The organism is Aquimarina sp. Aq78 (genome assembly GCF_900299525.1).
Lineage (GTDB): Bacteria > Bacteroidota > Bacteroidia > Flavobacteriales > Flavobacteriaceae > Aquimarina.
In genome coordinates, this window is sequence record NZ_OMKA01000029.1 from 42,922 (window position 1) to 62,928 (window position 20,007).

The window sequence follows — 20,007 nt, forward strand, 5'->3', positions numbered from 1 at the left end:
ATCACTACGATTGTATTAACGCTATTTTGTCATGACCAATAAAGAACATCCACCTAATAGTTTTACGGTTATATCTTTATTGGCTTTATACATTATTTTTTTGGGTAAATATGTGATTTTTGAGCTTATCGTTTTTCTTGGGAAATCCAGAAAACTTGTGGTGTAAAAGAAATCAACGATTTCATACCCGCAATCTTTCAGTGTAGCTATTGCTGTTTCTTTTGTGAAATGATGTAAATGTCCCACAGATTTTCGTAAAGACATAAGATCATTTTTCAATAGTCGGTTAACAGATATATCTAACGGGATATGAAATATTGTATTTTTTGCTTTATGCTTACATAGTTTTAAGAATCCCAGATAATCATCAACATGTTCAAAAACATCTATCATGAGTAACAAATCAAATTTAGCATCTGTTTTTAAAAAATCCTCAGATTTAAATTCTAATCTAGATTTTTCTCTTTGTCTGGCAATATTGATAGCATCATTCGAAATGTCATATCCAGTAAAGCTTACATCATCGGGCATTGATCCATGTAATTGATTTAATATCTCACCTGCACCACAGCCAACTTCTGCAATAGATTTTGGATGAACCGGATTACGATCTAACATTTTGATGATCTGTTTAGCTTTCCAAGGTGAGTCTTCGGCGTGCCAGGTAGGATTCTTTTTTAAATACTCGCTATTTTCTTCTGTGTAAATTTTTTCAGCCATTGTTATATATCGTTTTTACATAAAAGCACAAGTGTCCTATGTAATTGTATTAAGTTGTTTTCTGTTTTGTAATTCAAAATAATGATTACAAATTCTACTGGTAATTCAACTTATTTACTTGAGAAGACATAAACTTCTTTTAGAGTAAATTTTTGATTGATTAAAGATTATATGACAGACTGTATTTACAATATGAATATAGCAAAAACTCAATTCTTATACAATAAAGAAACTTGTTTTATACTAAGATCATTATTTATGTGCATACTATTGTAAAGTATATATAAGGTGTAGTGAATAAAACGGTTTTGGTTTATTAAAATTCTAATGTTTATAGATATTTAAATTATCTACTAATCATTAAGTCTAACACTCTTCTAAAGAATCCTGACTTTTGTTTTTCTCCGTATCCGTATCCGTATCCATACCCGTATCCATACCCGTATCCAATTTTTCTAAAATCCACATCATTAAACAAAATTGCTATAGAAGTAAATCGTTTTTCTTGATTTAATGTTTTAGGGATATCTAAAAGTCTTTTGTCTGAAAACTTTTGTCTTACTACATAGACACACAAATCGGCATAAGAACTTAATAATAATGTATCTGCCACAACAGTAATAGGAGGCGTATCTATTAGAATATAATCGTATTCTTTTTTTAGATACTTAAACAGTTCTTCAATTCGTTCATGTTTTAATAATTCTGCAGGGTTTGGAGGTTTAGGTCCCGAAGTAAAAACGTCTAAATTCTTAAAGCCTTTCATATTAGACATTATATCCTCGATCTGTATAGATTCATCTCTAATGTAATTGGTAATTCCTTTTTTACCATCAACATCCATTCGTTCTTTTAACTCTGCAGATCTTAAATCCATTTCTAACAAAGCTACCTTATTTCCCGAACGCCCAAGAGTTATCCCTAGGTTACTGGCTGCAAAAGATTTCCCTTCTCCTTTAATACTAGAAGTAATCAAAATAGTTTTTCCTTTTTCTTTAGAATGTGCCAATAGGAAATCCAGATTGGTTTCTAACAGTCTAAATGCCTCAGCTAATATTGATCTATCTGCCTTAGGTGTTACCAATCTTTTATCCTCTGGAGATGAAGGAATACTACCTAGTAGTGGTAATTTTAACTTCTTTTTTAATTCCTTTATATCATTAACTTTAGTATTCATTAAATCCTTAAAGAAAACGATAACTATAGGTGCAATTAAAGCTGCAAGAACGCCCGTTAGAAATACAATATTTTTTTTCGGTTTTATAGGGCTACGAGAAATATATGCTCTTTCGATTACCTTTACATTAGAAACGGTTGCAGCAAGGGAGATCGCAGTTTCTTCTCTTTTTTCTAACAAATACAGAAACAAGGTCTCTTTGATTTGTTGTTGTCGCTGTATATCTCTTAGTTTTCTTTCTTTTTCTGGTAATGATGAAATTTGAGCATTTACTTTGGCATCACTATGTTTAAGATTATCAATTTTAAGCTGAAGTGTTTTTTTTAGATTTATGAGACTTTGTTGTATGCTTTTTCTTAAATCAAAAAGCTTACCATTCAAGTTTATTAATAGTGGATTTTCTACCCCCGAACTCTTAAGTATTCTATTTCTTTGCAATGCTATATCATTGTACCGGGAAATCATTGTAACTGCCTTACGGTCTTCAAATCCAAGATTCACAGGAAGGAGATCATTTTTAGAATTTTCTAAATAATCCATTAAATAATCTGTTAATCCAATTTGTATTGTTGCGGCTAGCTGTTCTTTTTCATTAACAAAAGACTTTTCTAACATTAGAGAAGCTTCTGAAGATAAATTTGTTAAGTTGTTTTCGGTCTTAAAGAATTCGACATTTTTTTCTAAGTTATCTAATTCTTGATTAATAATATGTATTCGTTCTTTTATAAAATCGGCAGTATTAGCAGAAATTTGGTTTTTATCTTTAATAACATCTTTATTATATTCTTCAATAAGGCTATTCAAAATTTCCTTAGCTCTATCTTGAGCTATTGTAGTTAGTGTTAAAGTGACCACACTTGTATTTTGATCTGTAAGGCCTATTTTTATCGTCGACTTATATCTTTCTACCATATCCAAGAGAGGAGTACTATTTACATAGATATTAGTACCAACATACTCATTAAGAATTTTAAAATCTGGTTCAATCAAAATATCCCCAAAGGGAGAACCTATACATTTTCCATATTCCCCTTTTAGAATGAAATTTTCTTGAGCATCTTTAATAACAAATTGTCCTTCAGGTAAGATCGTTATGATAAAATTTAATCCCAGTTCATAATATGAATCTTCCAGGAATTTAACTTTAACAGGTGGATTTTTAGTAAGTTCTACAAATCGTTTAGAGTATTTGGTTTTACTAAAATATTGAATATTTAAGTGTAGTTTTCTAACAACATTTTCGAGTAAAGGTCGAGATTTAAGTATTTCTATCTCATTCTCTACTTCTCTTTTAGCATTTTTAAAAATAGAGAGGTCTTCAAAAGCAGAAAGTTCAGACATTGCTCCATTATTTTCTGACTTAATCAATATAGTAGATGTAGCGCGATACATCTTAGGAGTATATCTTAAATAGAAAAAACCTATCACAAAACAAATTACAAAAGAAACAATAAACAACCTCCAATGAGCTATATATCTTTCTAGTAATTCTTTGATGAATAGATTTTCAGAATCATCATCGATCTCATAATTCATTTTATGAATTCTTTCGGTTTAAAGAGAATTTAACTATTGTAAATTTAACTATTATATACGAACTATCACGAAAGAATTTCAAATTCTATGAGGTATTTGAAGCTGAATATTCTAAAAAGTTCAAAAACTAAAACAATGGTTTTAAAAACTTCTTTTTCCTTTTACTACAATGTTTTTAATGATTTTAAATAAATAATTAAGATCTGTCAAAATTGGGTTTCTCTCATACGCTGTTAGGTATTTCATTTCAGATGCTATAATTTCTTCTAGTGTTTCGGGCATATCAGCATAAAACGGAGGAATGAGTCCTGGCTTAAATTTAATTCTTTTTTCCTGTAATTCTTTGGTATATAAACTAAAGTAATGGCTGCTAAGAGGGCGCCCTCCTATGAGTTTCATATCACCCTTTAAAAAATTAAGAACCATAGGAAGTTCATCTATCCAGTATTTTCTAAGTAATTTACCTACGTTGGATATTCTAAAATCGTTTTTTAATTTTCCTCCTTTTTTCAGGTTGTTTTTTTGAAAAACATAATGCTGCAGATATTCTGAATACGGATGCATGGTTCGCAACTTATATACATTAATTAATTTTCCATTTTTGCCTACACGTTTCAAACTAATTAAAGGGCCGTAGGTAGGATTCATATCATACAAAGGAAGCTTTTTCTTTTTTGCTACAAAATATAATCTATTATCAATTATTTTTTCCTCTATTACATCAAAACCACAACTATATAATCTCCCTAAAACTTCTGCCTTTGTTAATACTCTACCATAGCCTTTTGTAATATTAAAATATAATTTTTTAGACCATTTTAACTTCGGACTAACCCTATGAAAGAAAAAATCACCTAAATAATACAGGTAATTTAAAGGCTTAGGAAATTTTTTAAGTATCCTTTCTTTACGAGTTTCATAGGTTTCGATAGAATTAATAAACAACCCTTCTTCTGGTAGTTTATTATTTACCATTTCAAGAAATTTATTAATTCGTCTGTAGTGATTGACTTCCTGTAAATTTACAATTGCACGAAAAGATTCTTTTTGATAAGCATCAATATTATCTTTATCTCTTGTATCACAAAGCAGTACATCAAATAGCCTGAACTCTTGCAGATGACTACTTATAAAATCATAAGCATCATTACCCAATTTTCTGGTAATAATCTTTTCTATCGCAACCTTACTTTTACCTCTTAGCGCATAAGATTTAGTGCCAGAAGAAATAGAATTAGTAAGATTTCTGTTCTTCTTATCCAAAATAGCATAAGCTTCAGCACTTATAGTTCTGATAATCATACTTCAATACTAGATTTAAAAGATGGAAACGATGTAGAAAACAAACAATCTGATGAGCTGAAGACAAGTGAATTTGTCCTCAGAAAACTATGTTTTAGTAGCATAGGTATTTAGATTTGGTTAACAGTTTAAAGATACTACAAGAAGAGTAAAATCGGTAACGGTTTTACCGCAAAATAGTTATGTAAACATCTTGTTTTACAAGATGTTACAGGTAAAAACCAAGAAAAATAATGGGTTTTAACAGGAAGAAAAGTTAACCTTAACAAAAAAAACTTACATTTTTTGTTAAATAATCGATTAAACATCGACAAAATGATACAAAAAAAAGATGAAATAACTTTACACAACAATCATATTATTGATCTTGAGTTAAAAAAGAATAGTTTCATCTAGTTAAAAATGTATAATAGTATCCTATGGTTAAAAGAAAATGGTATGTAATTAACATTGTTTTTAAATGTTATTGTTAGATGCTTTTTAATGCTCTACTAGATTTTAATTTTTGAATCATTTTTTTTGTATGAATCGATCGACCTTTTTGATTTAGATGATAAACACTATCATAAAAATATGAGGTCGGATATACAAAATCGTCAATATCCATTATCATTTCTATGTTTAGATTTTGTTTCATTTTTTTATGTGTTTTTTTAAGTGCATTCATGTTTTTTTTATACTCTGATGCTTCATATGCTCCGTAAGAAAAAACGACTTCTATTCCTTTGTCTTTAGCAAAAGCATAAAAATCATTTAATACTTTAATTTCTTCATCTTTATTATCTTTTATAATCGACTTACTTCCTAGTTTATCTTTTTTTTCTAGCCCTAAATGATTTATACCATCTCCATATTTATTTAGGCCATTTCTAGTATAAACAGGATCGTTTTTAGCTTTTTCGACAGTATTTGAAATTAGTTTTTTAAATAACATGTGGTGATTATCAAGTTCCATTTTAAATTGAGCACTCCAATTGTTATCCTTTTGATGGTAATATTTGTATGCAAATGGGTTGTAATACGAAGTCATCGTTTGTAATTCTCGATCTCCTTCTACAGTCATTAAATGTTCTATGGATAGAACGATAACATCTTTGGAGGCAGCTACATCTTTTAATTCATTTAGAATAAATGTCAAACCTAATTTTGCATGCAATCCTAAATTAACCACAGGAACATTAAATTCCTTTTCTATTTGTTGACTATCAATTCCAAATACCAGATTAGAGCCTCCCGCCAGGATTATTTTTTGTCTCTTTACATCTCTTATTCTTTGATGTTTGTCTGTCATCGAAGCTAAGTACTCTGTTGTATTTTCATGGCTTTCTTCAAACAAAAACAAAGTGCTAGCTAATAGTACTACTAGACCAAAAAACAGGCAGCTTTTTATGATAAACCTTTTCATACTAAAATTGAAAATAAATGAATTGTTGTACTTTTCCTGAGTAATAAAATATCATTCCAATTAGCATAAGATAACTAACCCACCTAACAGGAATAGGAAGCCTATAGCTAATATTTTCTATTGCAAATTCGTTTTTACGACCTAACCACTCTAGCCCCATAAACAAGATAATGAGTAACAACACTTTTTTTGGAAATATTTCTGGGTATTTAAATAGTGACAAAGAAAAAATTTCATCTATATAATTAAAGGCATGAGTTACGTTTTCTGCTCTAAAAAAAATCCAGGCAAAAACAGTAAGTCCAAAGGTGACAAGGACACTTATTAGTTCACGAAAGGAAGGAAGAACACTATTTGAAGCTACAACATTAAGATTCGAACGGTTCTTGTTCAATAAAAGAAGTGGAAGAAAATATATAGCATTTAATGCACCCCAAATAATAAAGGTCCAGTTGGCGCCATGCCAAAATCCACTAACAAGAAAAATAATAAAGGTGTTTCTTATTTTCATCCAACTCCCTCCTCTACTTCCTCCCAATGGGATGTATAGGTAATCTCTAAACCAGGTAGATAATGAAATATGCCATCGTCTCCAAAACTCGGCAATATCTCTCGAAAAATAAGGGTAGGCAAAATTACGGTTAAGATTAAATCCAAATAATCTAGAAGTACCAATTGCAATATCTGAGTATCCAGAAAAATCTCCATAAATCTGAAATGTAAAAAACAAGGCTCCGATAACTAAAGTACCGCCTGAGAACATTTCTGAATCATTAAATATCGTATTTGCATACCCTGCACAAGTATCGGCAATAACTATCTTCTTAAATAATCCCCATAAAATCTGTCGTAAACCATCTGTGGCTTTATCATAACTAAAGCTTCTCTTTTTATAAAATTGGGGTAAGAGATTAGTAGCTCTTTCTATAGGCCCTGCAACCAGTTGAGGAAAAAAAGCAACAAAAGCAGAAAATGCAATAAAAGATTTTGTAGGCTCCAATTTATTTCTATAAACATCAATGGTATAGCTTAGTGTTTGAAAAGTATAAAAACTAATTCCGACCGGAAGAATAATATTGAGTGAATTGCCTTTAATGTTGGCTCCCAAAAAAGTAAAAGCTGTGATAAAATTATCCAGGAAAAAGTTATAGTATTTAAAAAAACCTAAAAACCCGAGATTGACTAAAATACTTGTCCACAGTAATAGCTTTCGTTTGGATGTTTCTTCGTATTTTTTTAATCCCAATCCAACAGAATAATCAACGATGCTACTAAAAAAAATCAAGGATAAAAACCTCCAGTCCCACCAGCCATAAAAAATATAACTGGCAATAACGATAAGAAGGTTCTGTATTCTTAGATTTTTATTAAATATAAACCAATACAATACAAATACGATTGGTATAAATAATGCAAAATCGATTGAATTAAAAATCATAAGCTGTTTTTTACATAAAAATGCTTCTTAACTATATTTTTTACATTTTGTAAAACTAATTCCTTACTCCATTTTATGATATTATCATTCCATCGTTGAGGATGAAATGTAAACATGACCTGGTTAGGAAAAGCTCCATTTTTTAATGCTTCAATAATTTCGGGAGTGCTATGAAAAGTTTTGGTAAATTTAGTGTGTACCCGATCTCTTACACTGGTTTTATGACCGTCCCATTTTCTTCCGGTATCTGTTAAGTAGTACACTTTATCATAATCTACATCAAAATAAGGTTCTCCAATGATATCAAAATCCTGATATTGATATGTTTTCCATAGGTCTTTAGAATCATGTTTAGATAATGGTGAACCATGCATACAAATAGTAGATACAGGAGCAAGTTCTCTTAGCGCAAAAAGGTTATTTCTAAAATCCTGAATTCCAGATTTCAAATCGCCTTGTGTAGTTGTTAAACATTCATAGTGATATCCTATTTCATGGCCAAGTTCTGCAATTTTTAAGATTATTTTTTCATTCCAACTTTCTGGAACTGCCCTAAAATAATAGGTTCCCTTAATTCCTTTAGAAGTCTGAATTTTTGCAAAAGCCAATGAGTTCTTAGGTAATAAATCTACATCATGCCTTAGAACAATGCTTTTCTTTTCTGGTTTTGCTATAAATTCTGCAAAAGTTTGAAATTGATAACCATTGTTCATTAATGCTCGTAGCAGTTCTCTATATCGCTGTACGGTAAAATCTATCATTTATACTCAAGTTGTATTTTTGGATTCTCAATTATAGCTTTTTTACTTTGGGGATAATTTTCTACAAACCATACCATAAAAGAGGTAACATCAATTTTGTCTTCTAATAATTTCTCTAGTCTTTTTTTAAAAACTTCTTTCACATCCGGGATCTCATCAAGTTCTTTAATTTTAGACAATACACCTTTTCCATTTTTAAAACTAAACAGCAACCCGTATTTTTCTTGTTCCCTGATTGTTCCTGCCATGATACTATTTATATATAGTGCAGGTGTACCAAGCACGGCACATTCTGAAGCCATTGTAGCTCCTTCTCCAATAAACATACAGGTATAAGCCAATACATTATGCATCTCTTCTGGGGGTATACTTATCTGATATTTTTTGAACTCATCGGGTAATTTGCCTTCAGAAGATATAAAGACAGTATATTTCTTTTCTAAATAATCGATTAGCTCTCGTTTTTCTTGTATAGACAACCCCGATTGATTTACATCATGACTTGCGTTCCATGATACAAATCTGAGTATAACAAATTTAGTATCAGGATCAATTTTTAGAATATCATAAATACCAGGGTCAGGAACAAACCTATTAGGATGTAGGTAGGCCAATTCATGGTATCCATTATACCATATTTGCTTATTTCCCAAATCTTTATGAAACGCATTAGACGTTAACACACTATTTGTAAAAGGTAAATATAAACGTACTTGTTCCATATTTCCTGTATCTTCCATTGATATATGTGGTTTTCCTAATATAGCCGATGCATGTGCTGCGTAAGGAGAGCCATGGCTCATCAAAATGTCTGGACGAAACTTTAATCCATGAAGAATTTCCATAATATCGAACTTTACTAAGCCAAATATTTTTCCAATAGTGGTATTATATTTTTTACCAAATGAAATAAAGCGAAGCCCAGCAGCTTTCAATAATTCGATCTCAAATTCTTTTTCACGGCATGTAAAAAGGAATTCATGTCCTTTTTTTTGCATCTCAAGTGCAAAATTTTTAAACAAATGAACATGACCTGGATGACCTATATCGATAAGGATCTTCATATGCGTTTAGTTTTTTATTTTCTAATCAATTGTTTTTTAAAATTTTAACTGCCCTTTTCCCCAAACTATACAAAAATGGATTAGCTACATAAATAAACCTACCATGCTCTACTAAATCTCCCCCAAATTTTGATTTAAATTCTCTTACTCCATAATCCTCTTCTGGTTTTCCTGCTCCCATAAAATCAAATCTCCTTATGTTATTTTCACATGCATATAACATAGCAGACCATGTAGCCAGAATACTAGGGTACATATTCTTATATTCTCTATCTTTACCACACACATACCATTCATAGATTGCCTTATCTCTAAAAACTGGAAAAACAATCCCTCCAATAACTTCATCTTTATAAAAAACCAAAAGAAATTTAGCTACTCTCTGACTCCATAAAGTGGTAAAGAAGTACAATTTTGGAAGTGGTGTTTTTACTTTTGTTTTATATAAATCCTCAAGAATTGTATAGTATGCTTCTATCTCTGATTGATGTTTGGCTTCTCGTACTACTGCGCCTTCTTTTAAACTCTTTTTAACTTGCCTTAGTTTACTACTGCTAATCCTCTGTTTTACTTTTTCTTCTGTATCGCATGCTACATGAAAATTTAAATGAGGGTGGTACACAAACCCTATTGTATTTAGAGCATTTTTATATTGGTTATAATCATTAAAATTGCGAGTTTCGATATAAATTACTTTATGTTTTAAATGTTTAATCACCGTTTTAAACAGTTCTGTAACATGAAGCTCTTCTACTTCTTTAGAAAAAACAGGTCCTCCGAAAATGATCGCCCTACGAGTAAAAGAAGATTTAATTCCATTTTCCTTTTGAATGATTCCAGAAACAAATGCAGTGATTTTTTTGTCATACTCTATAGCAAAAGTAAAGGTCTCATGTCCAGCAGTGATAAAAAAGGAAATTGCTTCTGGTGTTTGGAAAAAACTTGCAGAATCATTTTCAAAAAGCACTTCTAATTGCTTAGGATCTAGTCCGCTGGTACTTGTATGTATGGTGAGCGTTTTAGTCATTATAAAGCTTCTTTATAAATAGATATTAGTTTAGGAGCAACAACTTCTGAATCCAGATGAGAGATACGAATTCTACCTTCCGTTCTTTTTGGATATTGCAATGCTTCATCAATTTTATTAGCTATATCTGTTTTGCTAAAATTGGTAACAAAACATCCAGGTGTATTTCTAATAGTCTCTTCTATATCCCCTACATTAACAGCTACAATTTTACAATTACATGCCATTGCTTCTTTAATTACATTGGGAGAACCTTCCCAAAAACTTGTTAGAACAATTACATCTGCTGCATTAAAATATGCGGGCATTTGTTTGTTAGGAATATCTACGAGTGATTGTAATTCTATATTTTCGTGATTAAGCAATTCGAAAGCACTTTTTGCTAACTGATAGTTTTTCACTTTTCTTTTTGGGTTTGCTGCAAAAAGGATGTGTCGTTTATTAGAATCCCATTGCGTAATTTCTAAGGCTTCTTTCTTCGAAAATGGTCTAAATTTTTTAAAATCTACTCCGTTGGGTAAGACATTTGCTGTTTTAATACCAGAAGATGCTTTCATATCCTGGGATTTTACAATAATCCTTTTCCAGAAAAAGAAATTGAATATTCTGATCAGGTATTTTAATAAAAAAGAAGCTTTTACATCACTTCCCATTAGTGAGACCACCAATGGTTTTCCTCCTGCCAAAGCTGCAACTACAGCGCTAAGGGAATAGTGCGCATGAACAATATCATAAGAATGGTGTTTCAGAAATTTTCTTAGTATAAAAACATGTTTTAGATATCCACTAAGTCCTTTACCTTTGATGGTAAAGAAAGAAACATCATGCCCTAGTTTAATCAGAGAATTACCTTGATTAAAAACAATAGGGGATATTCCATTCTTTGTATTTCCGCTACTTACAAAAAGTACTTCCATAAAAGGCATTATTATTTAATTATTAACTGTGATATATATGCTCGGTATTTTTTATTTTCTTTTTTTCTAAATGTTGCACGATACTATCTGCATATACTTTCTCTACCTCTAGTTTTTTGGTTACAAATTCCCAGTTGTCATTTTTGTGCGTAAAATATCCTTCAGAATAGGGAATCCCTGCTGTACCAAAATACAGGGATTGGAACTCAATCAGATAAAATTCGTTTCCATCAAATACAATATCAATCGAGATATGAGGAACATTCATTTTGGTATAGATTTCTTGTGCAAAATCAAAAAGGCCATCAGGTGCTTCGGCTTCTAATCCGTAGAAATAATTATCATATCCTCCTCCACTGGCTTTAATACCACGCCCTTTTAGCAATGGTCTTTTAAACACATATAGTTTTTCTCCAAAAATGTAAATCTTCCAATCATTTTGAAGATTTGGTATAAAATCTTGTAGTATAAATTTTTGCCGATATAAGGATTCTCTTATGTATCCTTTATGTTTAAGAGATCTTCCATAATCTCTTAGGTCACTATTATAATCACGTTGATTTATTTGTTTTACTTTAGCGAGTAGTTCTTTTTCGGATTTTATTAAGCAAACTCCTGTTCCCGAAGCCCCTTCAGAAGTTTTAAAAACAATAGGGTAAGTGATCTTATCCAAATGCATCAAAAGATCTTTCATAGAGCCATAGACCTGAGCATTAATATTGTTTGTTAAGTCTTCGAACTGCCTCATGAGTTCCATAAAAACTTTATTATTATTAGCCCTTAAGTGTTTGTATGCAGGAACTACATTAGCACCAGATAGCTCTAATGCATAAATCATATCTTCTATATAGGATTTATATTTATACCCTATATCCTCTGAAGAGGTGTAGATCACATCTTTACCTTTAAAAGTATTTTTGCTCAGGCTAATTTTGTTGAAATACATATACTCCAACCGAAATCCTATATCACTAAAATAATCAGACAGTTTATCTTTATCCATCCCGCTACGATAAGGACTATCAAAATGTTTAGATCCAAATTTTGCTTTATAATCCATTAATGCTATTATAGACTTCATAGGTGTTTATTTTTGATGAAACAGAATGATTAGACATATTATGTAGTATCGATAAAGACATTAATAATGTGTCTCGATTTTTTTCTGGTGTATAGGGAGATAAATTGGTAAACATTGTATCTAATAGCTTACTATCAAAAAGCAATTGATCATTATTCATTATCGAGCGTAACTCTTTCTCATTTGCTTTGACTCCAGAAATGATACCCAGATTGTCCAAATTGGTTTTTGTAACTTTTTTAAGTAGTTTTTTCTTTAAAAACGGAAGAATAATATTATAAATATACTTAGGGTCTCTTACGTCTATAGGACGATATCCTTTTCCTGTTACCTGGGTGTAAATTTGTTGATTCGTTTTCTTTATGATATCTGTATACAAGTATTGACCTTTCATCCTTTTTATAGGGTTGTCTGTAAAAAAATCATTATTAGCGCCTGCATACTTTGTAGTAAGTAATATTTTTACAAAATTGTAATCTAGAAATGGTGTTCTAACCGAAACGTATTTTTGCTGTAGTGTAATCCACTGTCCAAAGAATTTTCTGAATATCTCTTCAAATACAAAAATGTAAAATTGTTGATTCCTCGTTATATTTTGAGGAAGAGATTTTTTATATTCTATAATTTCTTCAATAAGCTCATCTAATTCTACAGTAAATTCGGATCTATTTAAAACGCGAAGAGGCTCTGCATTTTTAATAGTTTCTACTAATTCTTCTTCGTTTTGTATTTTAAAAACATTTGTCAATGTTTCTGAAGTAACTGCACCAGCAGCATGTAATGCTCTAAACAATTCGCTACCTCCTGCTCCAGACAGTAAATATTTAGAGTTTTCTGATATTTTTTTTGTGCTATATAAAAAATGAGGATATAAAAACCCATTTCCCAGATAACCAGAAGTTGTGTATTCTAGTGCATTTTGGTAATACTCTGACGCTGTATATTTAGTACCCCCAAGATCAAAATATTGATATGGTATTTTTAGAGTTTTGGCATTGGCCAGTGGAATACTTACATCATCATTTTCTGGTTTACCAAAGGAAAATGTTTTAAACTTTTGATGGTGATATGTAGCGCAACTAACCAATGTTCTCCCATCAAAACCACTCGTAAATGCAATATCGAATTCTTCTTTCGGAAAATATTGTTTTGTATTTTTTATGAATAGATTACTTAAGAGATCTACTGTTTTTTTACCTCCTTTTGGATACGGAACAAACAAACTAGAAATATCAAAATGTTTGGTAACAGTAATTTTATCGTTTTTTAAGGTAATAAAAGAATGACAGGCAAGTAAGTTGATATTTTTATATAGTGTTCTATTAAAAAAGCCGTAGTTAAACAAAAGGTTTTCTAGAATATACTTTTTGTCTATTTCTAGTTTTGTAGTAAGATGTTCTTTAATTAAGTGTAATGATGATGAGATTAGGCAATCATTATTCGCATAATAAATAGGTAACATGCTAAAAAAGCTATTGTATATTTTTATAGAATTCTCTTTTGCTACGATTGCATAAAAATGACCTTTAAGTTTAGCAATTTCATAGTCATTAACACTAAAAACTTCTTCGACAGAGCCAATATAATCGCCAATAACTATTACTTTAAAATTTCCAATATTATATTCAAAATAGTTTGCACTGGTAAATGACAAATACCAATCAGCAGTTAACTGGAGTAATTTTTTTTCCTCTGATTTAGAAATCAACTTTTTGTTAAGTAGTATAAAATCGCCCATAGCTTTTCCTGTTTATAATAGTCCTCGATTTGATAGTTTAAATAAATTCCACATCAATATTGCTGCAAAAATGAATGTTAAATAACTCAACCAATGCTGATTACGCTTAGGATATTTTGTAGCGATACCGTCTGCCATAAAAATGATTAAAAATGGTAGGGATAGTATTTGAAATCGATCCTGAAATGATATACCAGATACAGCAAGAATTACAATATATATGATGGCAAATCCGCCAACAAAAATGACTTTTCTATTTTTGGTTTTATAAGCGTTATACAATCCAAGAAATACAAAAAAGTATAAGCAGTTTCGTACTATTTCATTTTGAAAATGCGAATAGATACCTAATTGTGCAGCTTCAAAATCCAATAATGAAGGGAAAGGAGTAATAATTGCACCAGCAATTAAGAGTGGGCTTATAATAGCAGCAGTATAATTTATTCCTCGCTGTTTAGAGGTGTTACTTAACTCGTTCCCGAATTGATCTTTACTTGCCTCTATAGCTATTTCGACATGTTTATCCATTCCTAATTCATTCATTACAAAAAAACTTCCGGCAATAAATAGTATTGAAATAAATATAGATGACATTCTATAATTTTTATTAGAAGTTTTATAGAATAAGATCTGTATTAATACACAAAAGATGAGTAAGGGAGCTAAGATTACCCTGAAATAAAAGATTACTCCGAATTGAAGTAGAATAAGTAGGGAATATAGAACTCTAAACTTCTTCTGTATAATGATTAACTGGGTTAGGTATGCAATATTTGCAATAAGAAATATCATAAATGTTTCTTTTAACAAAAAACCTGTAAACCATAACAATGCAGGCATTAACATCGTAATAATTCCTGCCAGACGAGCTCTTTTTTCATCATATGAAATCCTGGTTATTTGATATATTCTTATCACTGTGATACTCCCCAATACCGCATTAAATATTTTAATAATTAAAATATTCTTTCCAAAAATGAAATAGAAAAAACCAATAATAATAGAAAATCCATAATCAGATTCATTTTTCCAAAAACCAGATAAAACGCCAAATATGTGTCTTCCGTCTTCTATCGCATCTGCTACTAATGATCCAGAATAATGATAGTTCCAGGAGTCTGATGCTGCTATTTCCATCGGCAAATTTGCTGGATCATAGAGCATTGTAAGTACATATAGAACTCCAATCGAAATTAGACGATAAATAAGACTGTGAAGGAAGATTCTTTGTATAAAATTGTCTTTTCTCTCCCAGGATTGAGAATAATATTGTAACCCTGTAACAAAAAGAATAATGGTTCCGAAACCAGCAAATAGAATTGGCAATGGCATAATGTAGGCTGGAAATACCACTATGTGAAGTAACAGTATACCTACTGTAAAAAACATGATAACATTAGTATTTCTCTTTGTCCAGTACATTATGCTGATTTACTTTGATAGGATTCGTTTACCTTTTGTATTTCATAATAGTCTTCAAAACATGATCTGGCATTCGCAGCCATTAATTTTTTATTTTCTTGCGATAATTCAATAAATTTTAGAACAGCGGATGTTAGAGAGGAAACTTCAAAATCTTCAATAAGAAATCCATTATAACCGTCTATGATAATATCTTTAATTCCTCCTGCTGGGGTACTAATTATTGGCACTCCCATTGATAAAGCTTCCAGAATTACAATAGGCATACCCTCTTGGACAGAGCTTACAATCAAGGCATCTGCATCTAGCAAAAAGTCTGCAGCATTTTTTTTTGGCCCAGCCAGGAATACATTAGGAGTATTAATTTTCTTAAGTTCGTTAACCAGAATCGTATCTGTTTCACGCCCTATTTGAATACACATAGCACTAGGGCACTTAACATATACCTCTCTAAAACTCAAGGATAATAGTTTATAGTTTTTATGACGATTTATATTCCCTATCGCCAAAAAACGTTGCCCTTTTTGTGGTTGAATTGGGAAACTATTCCAAAATGTTCTTATTTCACTTTCGGCTCTTTCTGGACAGTGACTTTTTATTCCGTTGGGTATGACTGTTGATTTTAGTTTTGGTAAGTTTTTCTTAAGATCATTATAAATGGTGGGAGCTACACATACGTGTAAAATTCTATTGTTTAAAAAACGAAGTTTATTTAAATACCCAAGTACTAATTTCCAATTTTCGAAACTACTGTGAATAGTATGTATGTAAGACATTTTGGGTTTTACTATTGAGATTCCGTAGATATAGTATAACGGATTATGCAAGTGTACAAAAACAGTTTTTGGAGCCAATTTACCAAGGAGAATATAAAGGCCAATAAATTGTTTTATACTATACTTTTTGGTCCAACCTAATTGATATAGGTCAATGCCTTTTTTTATTTTATCAATATAATTTTTATCCGGATCTGTTTTTTTTAAAGTAACAATACATACATCATTTGATTTTGATTGTTCATTAGCAAGTTGAACAACAAAATTTTCTGCTCCTCCAATATCCAGAGATGATATGACATGTACAATTTTCATTTATAGTTGTTTTCCATATATCCAGCTATCTATTACCCGATGTCCTGTTTGATTATAGGAAACCTGAAAGTTATTAGCTTCTAGGAATTTTGACATTGTAACTTTAATCTCTCGATCATCCTCAAAAAGAAAATCATGGCAGGAGATAGCAATATTCTTAGTAATCTTAATTGCATTTTCCATACCTTCTATCATATGTAGTTCGGACCCTTCAATATTAACCTTAAGAAAATCAATGTTTGTTATATTATTTTCTTCTACAAAATGATCTAAAGTGACCCCGTCTACTTCGATTCCCTTAGATTTTTTATTTATATAATCAACTTGATAATTATTCGTTTCTTCAATCCACAACTTTTGATTGCTATTAGTAATGGCCAGATTTAAATTTTCGGAAGTCTTAATTTGGTTTTTGGCACATAATTCTACAAGTTTTTGATGACTTGCTCTACTAGCTTCTATAGAATATATTTTACCTTCATTTTCTGTTTTTTCATCAAAAAACAACGTTTCTGTTCCTATACCTGCACCAATATCTACAATTACGTCACCTTTTTTAGGTATATAATATTGACATGCTATCCTTTCGATACTTTGATAAAGTTTCTTTTTACTAAAATTGAAATATGGTTGCTGTACCAGATAAAGATATTGCTCTCCATTTTTTAACCAATACATATCATAATCTACATCATATTCTACCCGGTTATTAGAGTCTTCTAACACTCTGCTAATCCATCCTAAAAAAGATGCTTTCCGGGTTTTCCCCGGAATCAAAGTCATAATACCATTAAGTATTCCCGATATTATTTTTTTTAAGATCTGTTTCATCTCTTTAGATTTTTAATATTACCTTGTCATTATCTTACTCGTAATAAGGTTTTTAATTTCAATTAATTCTCTAAATTTTAGCATATAGGATAGTACATAGTATATCCCTAAACTTATTCCTGTTCCTAAGATCAGTTGGATTAAATAGCTACTAAACATTTCACTAATAAAAAATCCTATTCCTGTAGCTACTATACTAACTAACAGATATGGAAGAAGATCTATTAATTGATCGAAACCTGAATAATCGACATACTTCTTGGTATAGTGTGAGTTAATAAAAAACCCGAAAAAAGAAACCAAAACGTAACCTATACTTAAGGGGATCAATCCAAATCTATAGGTCACCAGAATTGCAACAACAGTGAGTACATTTTTTATGAGTTCTAATTTCAAGAATAAATCAGATCTTCCTTTAGCATTCAAAAAATTAAGATTGATATATTGTAGTGGATGAAAAATAATTTCTAACGATAATATCTGAAGTAGAATAACTGTGGGCAGCCATTTACTAGTAATTAAAACCAAAATAATAGGTTTGGCATAAAATATAAGTACTGTAATAATAGGAAATAACAGGAAACCAGTAAGTTTAACACTTCGCTCTAAAAGGTTCTTAACCTTTGAGTCCTCATCAATAACTTTTACTAAAACAGGAAAAGTAACACTTTGAAGAATCGTGGTTACCAAAGTTTCTGGAATTTGTTTAAATAAAGTAGCTCTGGTAAAATATCCCAATTCTTCTGCTTTATAGATTTTACCAATTATAATAAGGTAAATGTTCTTAAAAAATATTTTAAGTAATCCAGAAATCATTAGTTTAGAGCCAAATCCAAAAAGGGTCTTAAAAGATTGTTTATCAAAAATCAAACTAGGTTTCCATTGATTTAAGACCCAGAATAAAATTGCAATTGATAGACTTCTCACAATAGTTTGATACACTAAAGTCCAAACGCCATATCCATTAACTGCCAGATAAATACCAACAATTCCTCCAAGTAGTGCAGAAACAATATTGATTATAGCCAGTGTTTTAAAATCAATTTTGGTGGTAAGAAACGCTCTATGAACAATGGTTGTGGATACAATTATAATATTGATCCCAATAACTTTTATAATATCTACTAGTATTGGTGTTTCATAGAAATCTCCTATAAAACCAGATCCAATAAATAAAATGCCATATAGAATAAAACCTACAATGATATTAAAGAAAAATATTGTAGAATAGTCATTATTATTTACATTTTTTTTCTGTACCAATGCAGTAAAAAACCCACTATCTACTAAGGACTGAGATATTGCAAGAAAAATAGCTATCATTCCGATGAGGCCATAATCTTCTGGCATAAGTATTCTTGCTAATACAATACCTAAAATGAATTGTATCATTAGCGTCGAAAACTTATCAATACTACTCCACACTAATCCAATAGTTGTTTTTCTTTTCAAAATACTCACGAGTAGTTGTTTTTATATAAAATAACCGAATTCTAAAATCAAATCTTATGCTAAAAAATTAGGTATACTGTACTTTTTTTGATCTGTTTAAAAAAGGGTGATACTCTCCTCTTAACGGGCTTAATTCTGCATTTCTAATATCATGTACTAATTGTATGGACGGTTTTGCATCAATCAACCCAAAACCATTATTATTTAGAATTTCTATATAACTTTTGGTGTGTAATTCTGTAAAACCAGAGCTAAATTCAATTTCTTTTCCATCAACCTGGATAGAACGATATGTTCTTTGATTTTTCATTTTAACAGACTCAGGTATATTTTCATAATCTATGGATAGAAACCATCTTACACGTGCTTTTTCTAGTTCTAAATATCCAGAGGCACTATAAAGATCATGTTTGTGCACAATATTCTCTGTTGCTCCTCCAAATATCCAAAGTAGCATATCAAAAAAGTGAACTCCGATATTGGTTGCCATTCCTCCTGACTTGCCAATTTCTCCTTTCCAGGAGCTATTATACCAACTACCTCTTGAGGTAAGATAGGTAAGGTCTATGTCATATATTTTATCCTTGGGCCCTTCATCAATCATTTTTTTTAGAGCTACTATACTATGGTGTAATCGCAGTTGTAAAATTGTATTTACTTTCCTCTCACATTCTTTTTCAATTTCAATTAGAGGTTCTATATTCCAGGGATTCAAAACAAGGGGTTTTTCGCAGATCGCATTGGCTCCTCTGCGAAGTGCCATTCTTATATGCGCATCATGTAAATAATTTGGAGTACAAATACTTACATAATCTAATATAATTCCTTTTCTTCTTTTAAGTTTTTCGAGATGTCTGTCGAAACGTTCAAATTCTACAAAAAAATCGGCATCTGGGAAATAACTATCCAATACTCCTACACTATCAAATTTATCTAATGCAGCAAGAAGGTTATTATTTGTTTCTTTAATAGCTTTAAGGTGCTTTGGAGCCACATAACCTGCTGCGCCAATCAATGCAAAGTTTTTTTTCATCATCATGTCTTT

At 30.7% G+C, this 20,007-nt stretch carries 16 protein-coding genes; all 16 read right to left on the minus strand.

Features of this window, described 5'->3' with window-relative positions:
* Positions 1 to 21 precede the first annotated feature (21 nt).
* The gene (locus DG435_RS19695; protein ID WP_106792271.1) at positions 22 to 720 is read right to left on the minus strand and encodes a bifunctional 2-polyprenyl-6-hydroxyphenol methylase/3-demethylubiquinol 3-O-methyltransferase UbiG; all 699 of its coding nucleotides are present in this window, start codon (positions 718 to 720) and stop codon (positions 22 to 24) included.
* Positions 721 to 1,066: 346 nt separating this feature from the next.
* Positions 1,067 to 3,433 carry a tyrosine-protein kinase gene (locus tag DG435_RS19700; protein WP_106792270.1) on the minus strand — a complete coding sequence of 789 codons (2,367 nt, stop codon included), beginning with the start codon at positions 3,431 to 3,433 and terminating at the stop codon, positions 1,067 to 1,069.
* Between the two features lie 141 nt (positions 3,434 to 3,574).
* Positions 3,575 to 4,735, minus strand: coding sequence for a sugar transferase (locus tag DG435_RS19705; protein WP_106792269.1), 1,161 nt, complete (start codon positions 4,733 to 4,735; stop codon positions 3,575 to 3,577).
* Between the two features lie 469 nt (positions 4,736 to 5,204).
* Complete coding sequence (locus tag DG435_RS19710; protein WP_106792268.1) at positions 5,205 to 6,140, minus strand: hypothetical protein; 936 nt, start codon at positions 6,138 to 6,140, stop codon at positions 5,205 to 5,207.
* A gap of 1 nt (position 6,141) precedes the next feature.
* Positions 6,142 to 7,578 carry an MBOAT family protein gene (locus tag DG435_RS19715; RefSeq protein ID WP_106792267.1) on the minus strand — a complete coding sequence of 479 codons (1,437 nt, stop codon included), beginning with the start codon at positions 7,576 to 7,578 and terminating at the stop codon, positions 6,142 to 6,144.
* Complete coding sequence (locus DG435_RS19720; protein ID WP_199852659.1) at positions 7,575 to 8,339, minus strand: hypothetical protein; 765 nt, start codon at positions 8,337 to 8,339, stop codon at positions 7,575 to 7,577. The genes DG435_RS19715 and DG435_RS19720 overlap by 4 nt, the downstream gene beginning before the upstream one ends.
* On the minus strand, positions 8,336 to 9,403 hold the full coding sequence (locus DG435_RS19725) for a DUF354 domain-containing protein (protein WP_106792266.1): 1,068 nt from the start codon (positions 9,401 to 9,403) through the stop codon (positions 8,336 to 8,338). The genes DG435_RS19720 and DG435_RS19725 overlap by 4 nt, the downstream gene beginning before the upstream one ends.
* A 25-nt stretch (positions 9,404 to 9,428) precedes the next feature.
* The gene (locus DG435_RS19730) at positions 9,429 to 10,430 is read right to left on the minus strand and encodes a peptidoglycan bridge formation glycyltransferase FemA/FemB family protein (protein WP_106792265.1); all 1,002 of its coding nucleotides are present in this window, start codon (positions 10,428 to 10,430) and stop codon (positions 9,429 to 9,431) included.
* On the minus strand, positions 10,430 to 11,347 hold the full coding sequence (locus DG435_RS19735) for a glycosyltransferase family 4 protein (RefSeq protein WP_159025540.1): 918 nt from the start codon (positions 11,345 to 11,347) through the stop codon (positions 10,430 to 10,432). Before DG435_RS19735 ends, DG435_RS19730 begins: the two co-directional genes overlap by 1 nt.
* A 22-nt stretch (positions 11,348 to 11,369) precedes the next feature.
* A complete protein-coding gene (locus tag DG435_RS19740; RefSeq protein ID WP_106792263.1) occupies positions 11,370 to 12,428 on the minus strand; it encodes a RimK family alpha-L-glutamate ligase in 1,059 nt (352 codons plus the stop codon).
* Positions 12,397 to 14,166, minus strand: coding sequence for an asparagine synthase-related protein (locus DG435_RS19745; RefSeq protein WP_106792262.1), 1,770 nt, complete (start codon positions 14,164 to 14,166; stop codon positions 12,397 to 12,399). The genes DG435_RS19740 and DG435_RS19745 overlap by 32 nt, the downstream gene beginning before the upstream one ends.
* A 12-nt stretch (positions 14,167 to 14,178) precedes the next feature.
* Positions 14,179 to 15,588: a glycosyltransferase family 39 protein gene (locus tag DG435_RS19750; protein WP_106792261.1), complete on the minus strand. Its 1,410-nt coding sequence runs from the start codon at positions 15,586 to 15,588 to the stop codon at positions 14,179 to 14,181.
* Positions 15,588 to 16,679 (minus strand): glycosyltransferase family 4 protein, encoded by a 1,092-nt coding sequence (locus DG435_RS19755; RefSeq protein WP_106792260.1) that lies wholly within the window; start codon positions 16,677 to 16,679, stop codon positions 15,588 to 15,590. The genes DG435_RS19750 and DG435_RS19755 overlap by 1 nt, the downstream gene beginning before the upstream one ends.
* Positions 16,680 to 17,510, minus strand: a complete 831-nt coding sequence (locus DG435_RS19760; RefSeq protein ID WP_106792259.1) for an FkbM family methyltransferase — start codon at positions 17,508 to 17,510, stop codon at positions 16,680 to 16,682.
* An 18-nt stretch (positions 17,511 to 17,528) separates the two neighbouring features.
* Entirely contained in the window at positions 17,529 to 18,971 is a 1,443-nt protein-coding gene (locus DG435_RS19765; protein WP_106792258.1) for a lipopolysaccharide biosynthesis protein, read from the minus strand.
* 58 nt (positions 18,972 to 19,029) lie between these two features.
* Positions 19,030 to 19,995 (minus strand): Gfo/Idh/MocA family oxidoreductase, encoded by a 966-nt coding sequence (locus DG435_RS19770; protein WP_369872285.1) that lies wholly within the window; start codon positions 19,993 to 19,995, stop codon positions 19,030 to 19,032.
* Positions 19,996 to 20,007 lie beyond the last annotated feature (12 nt).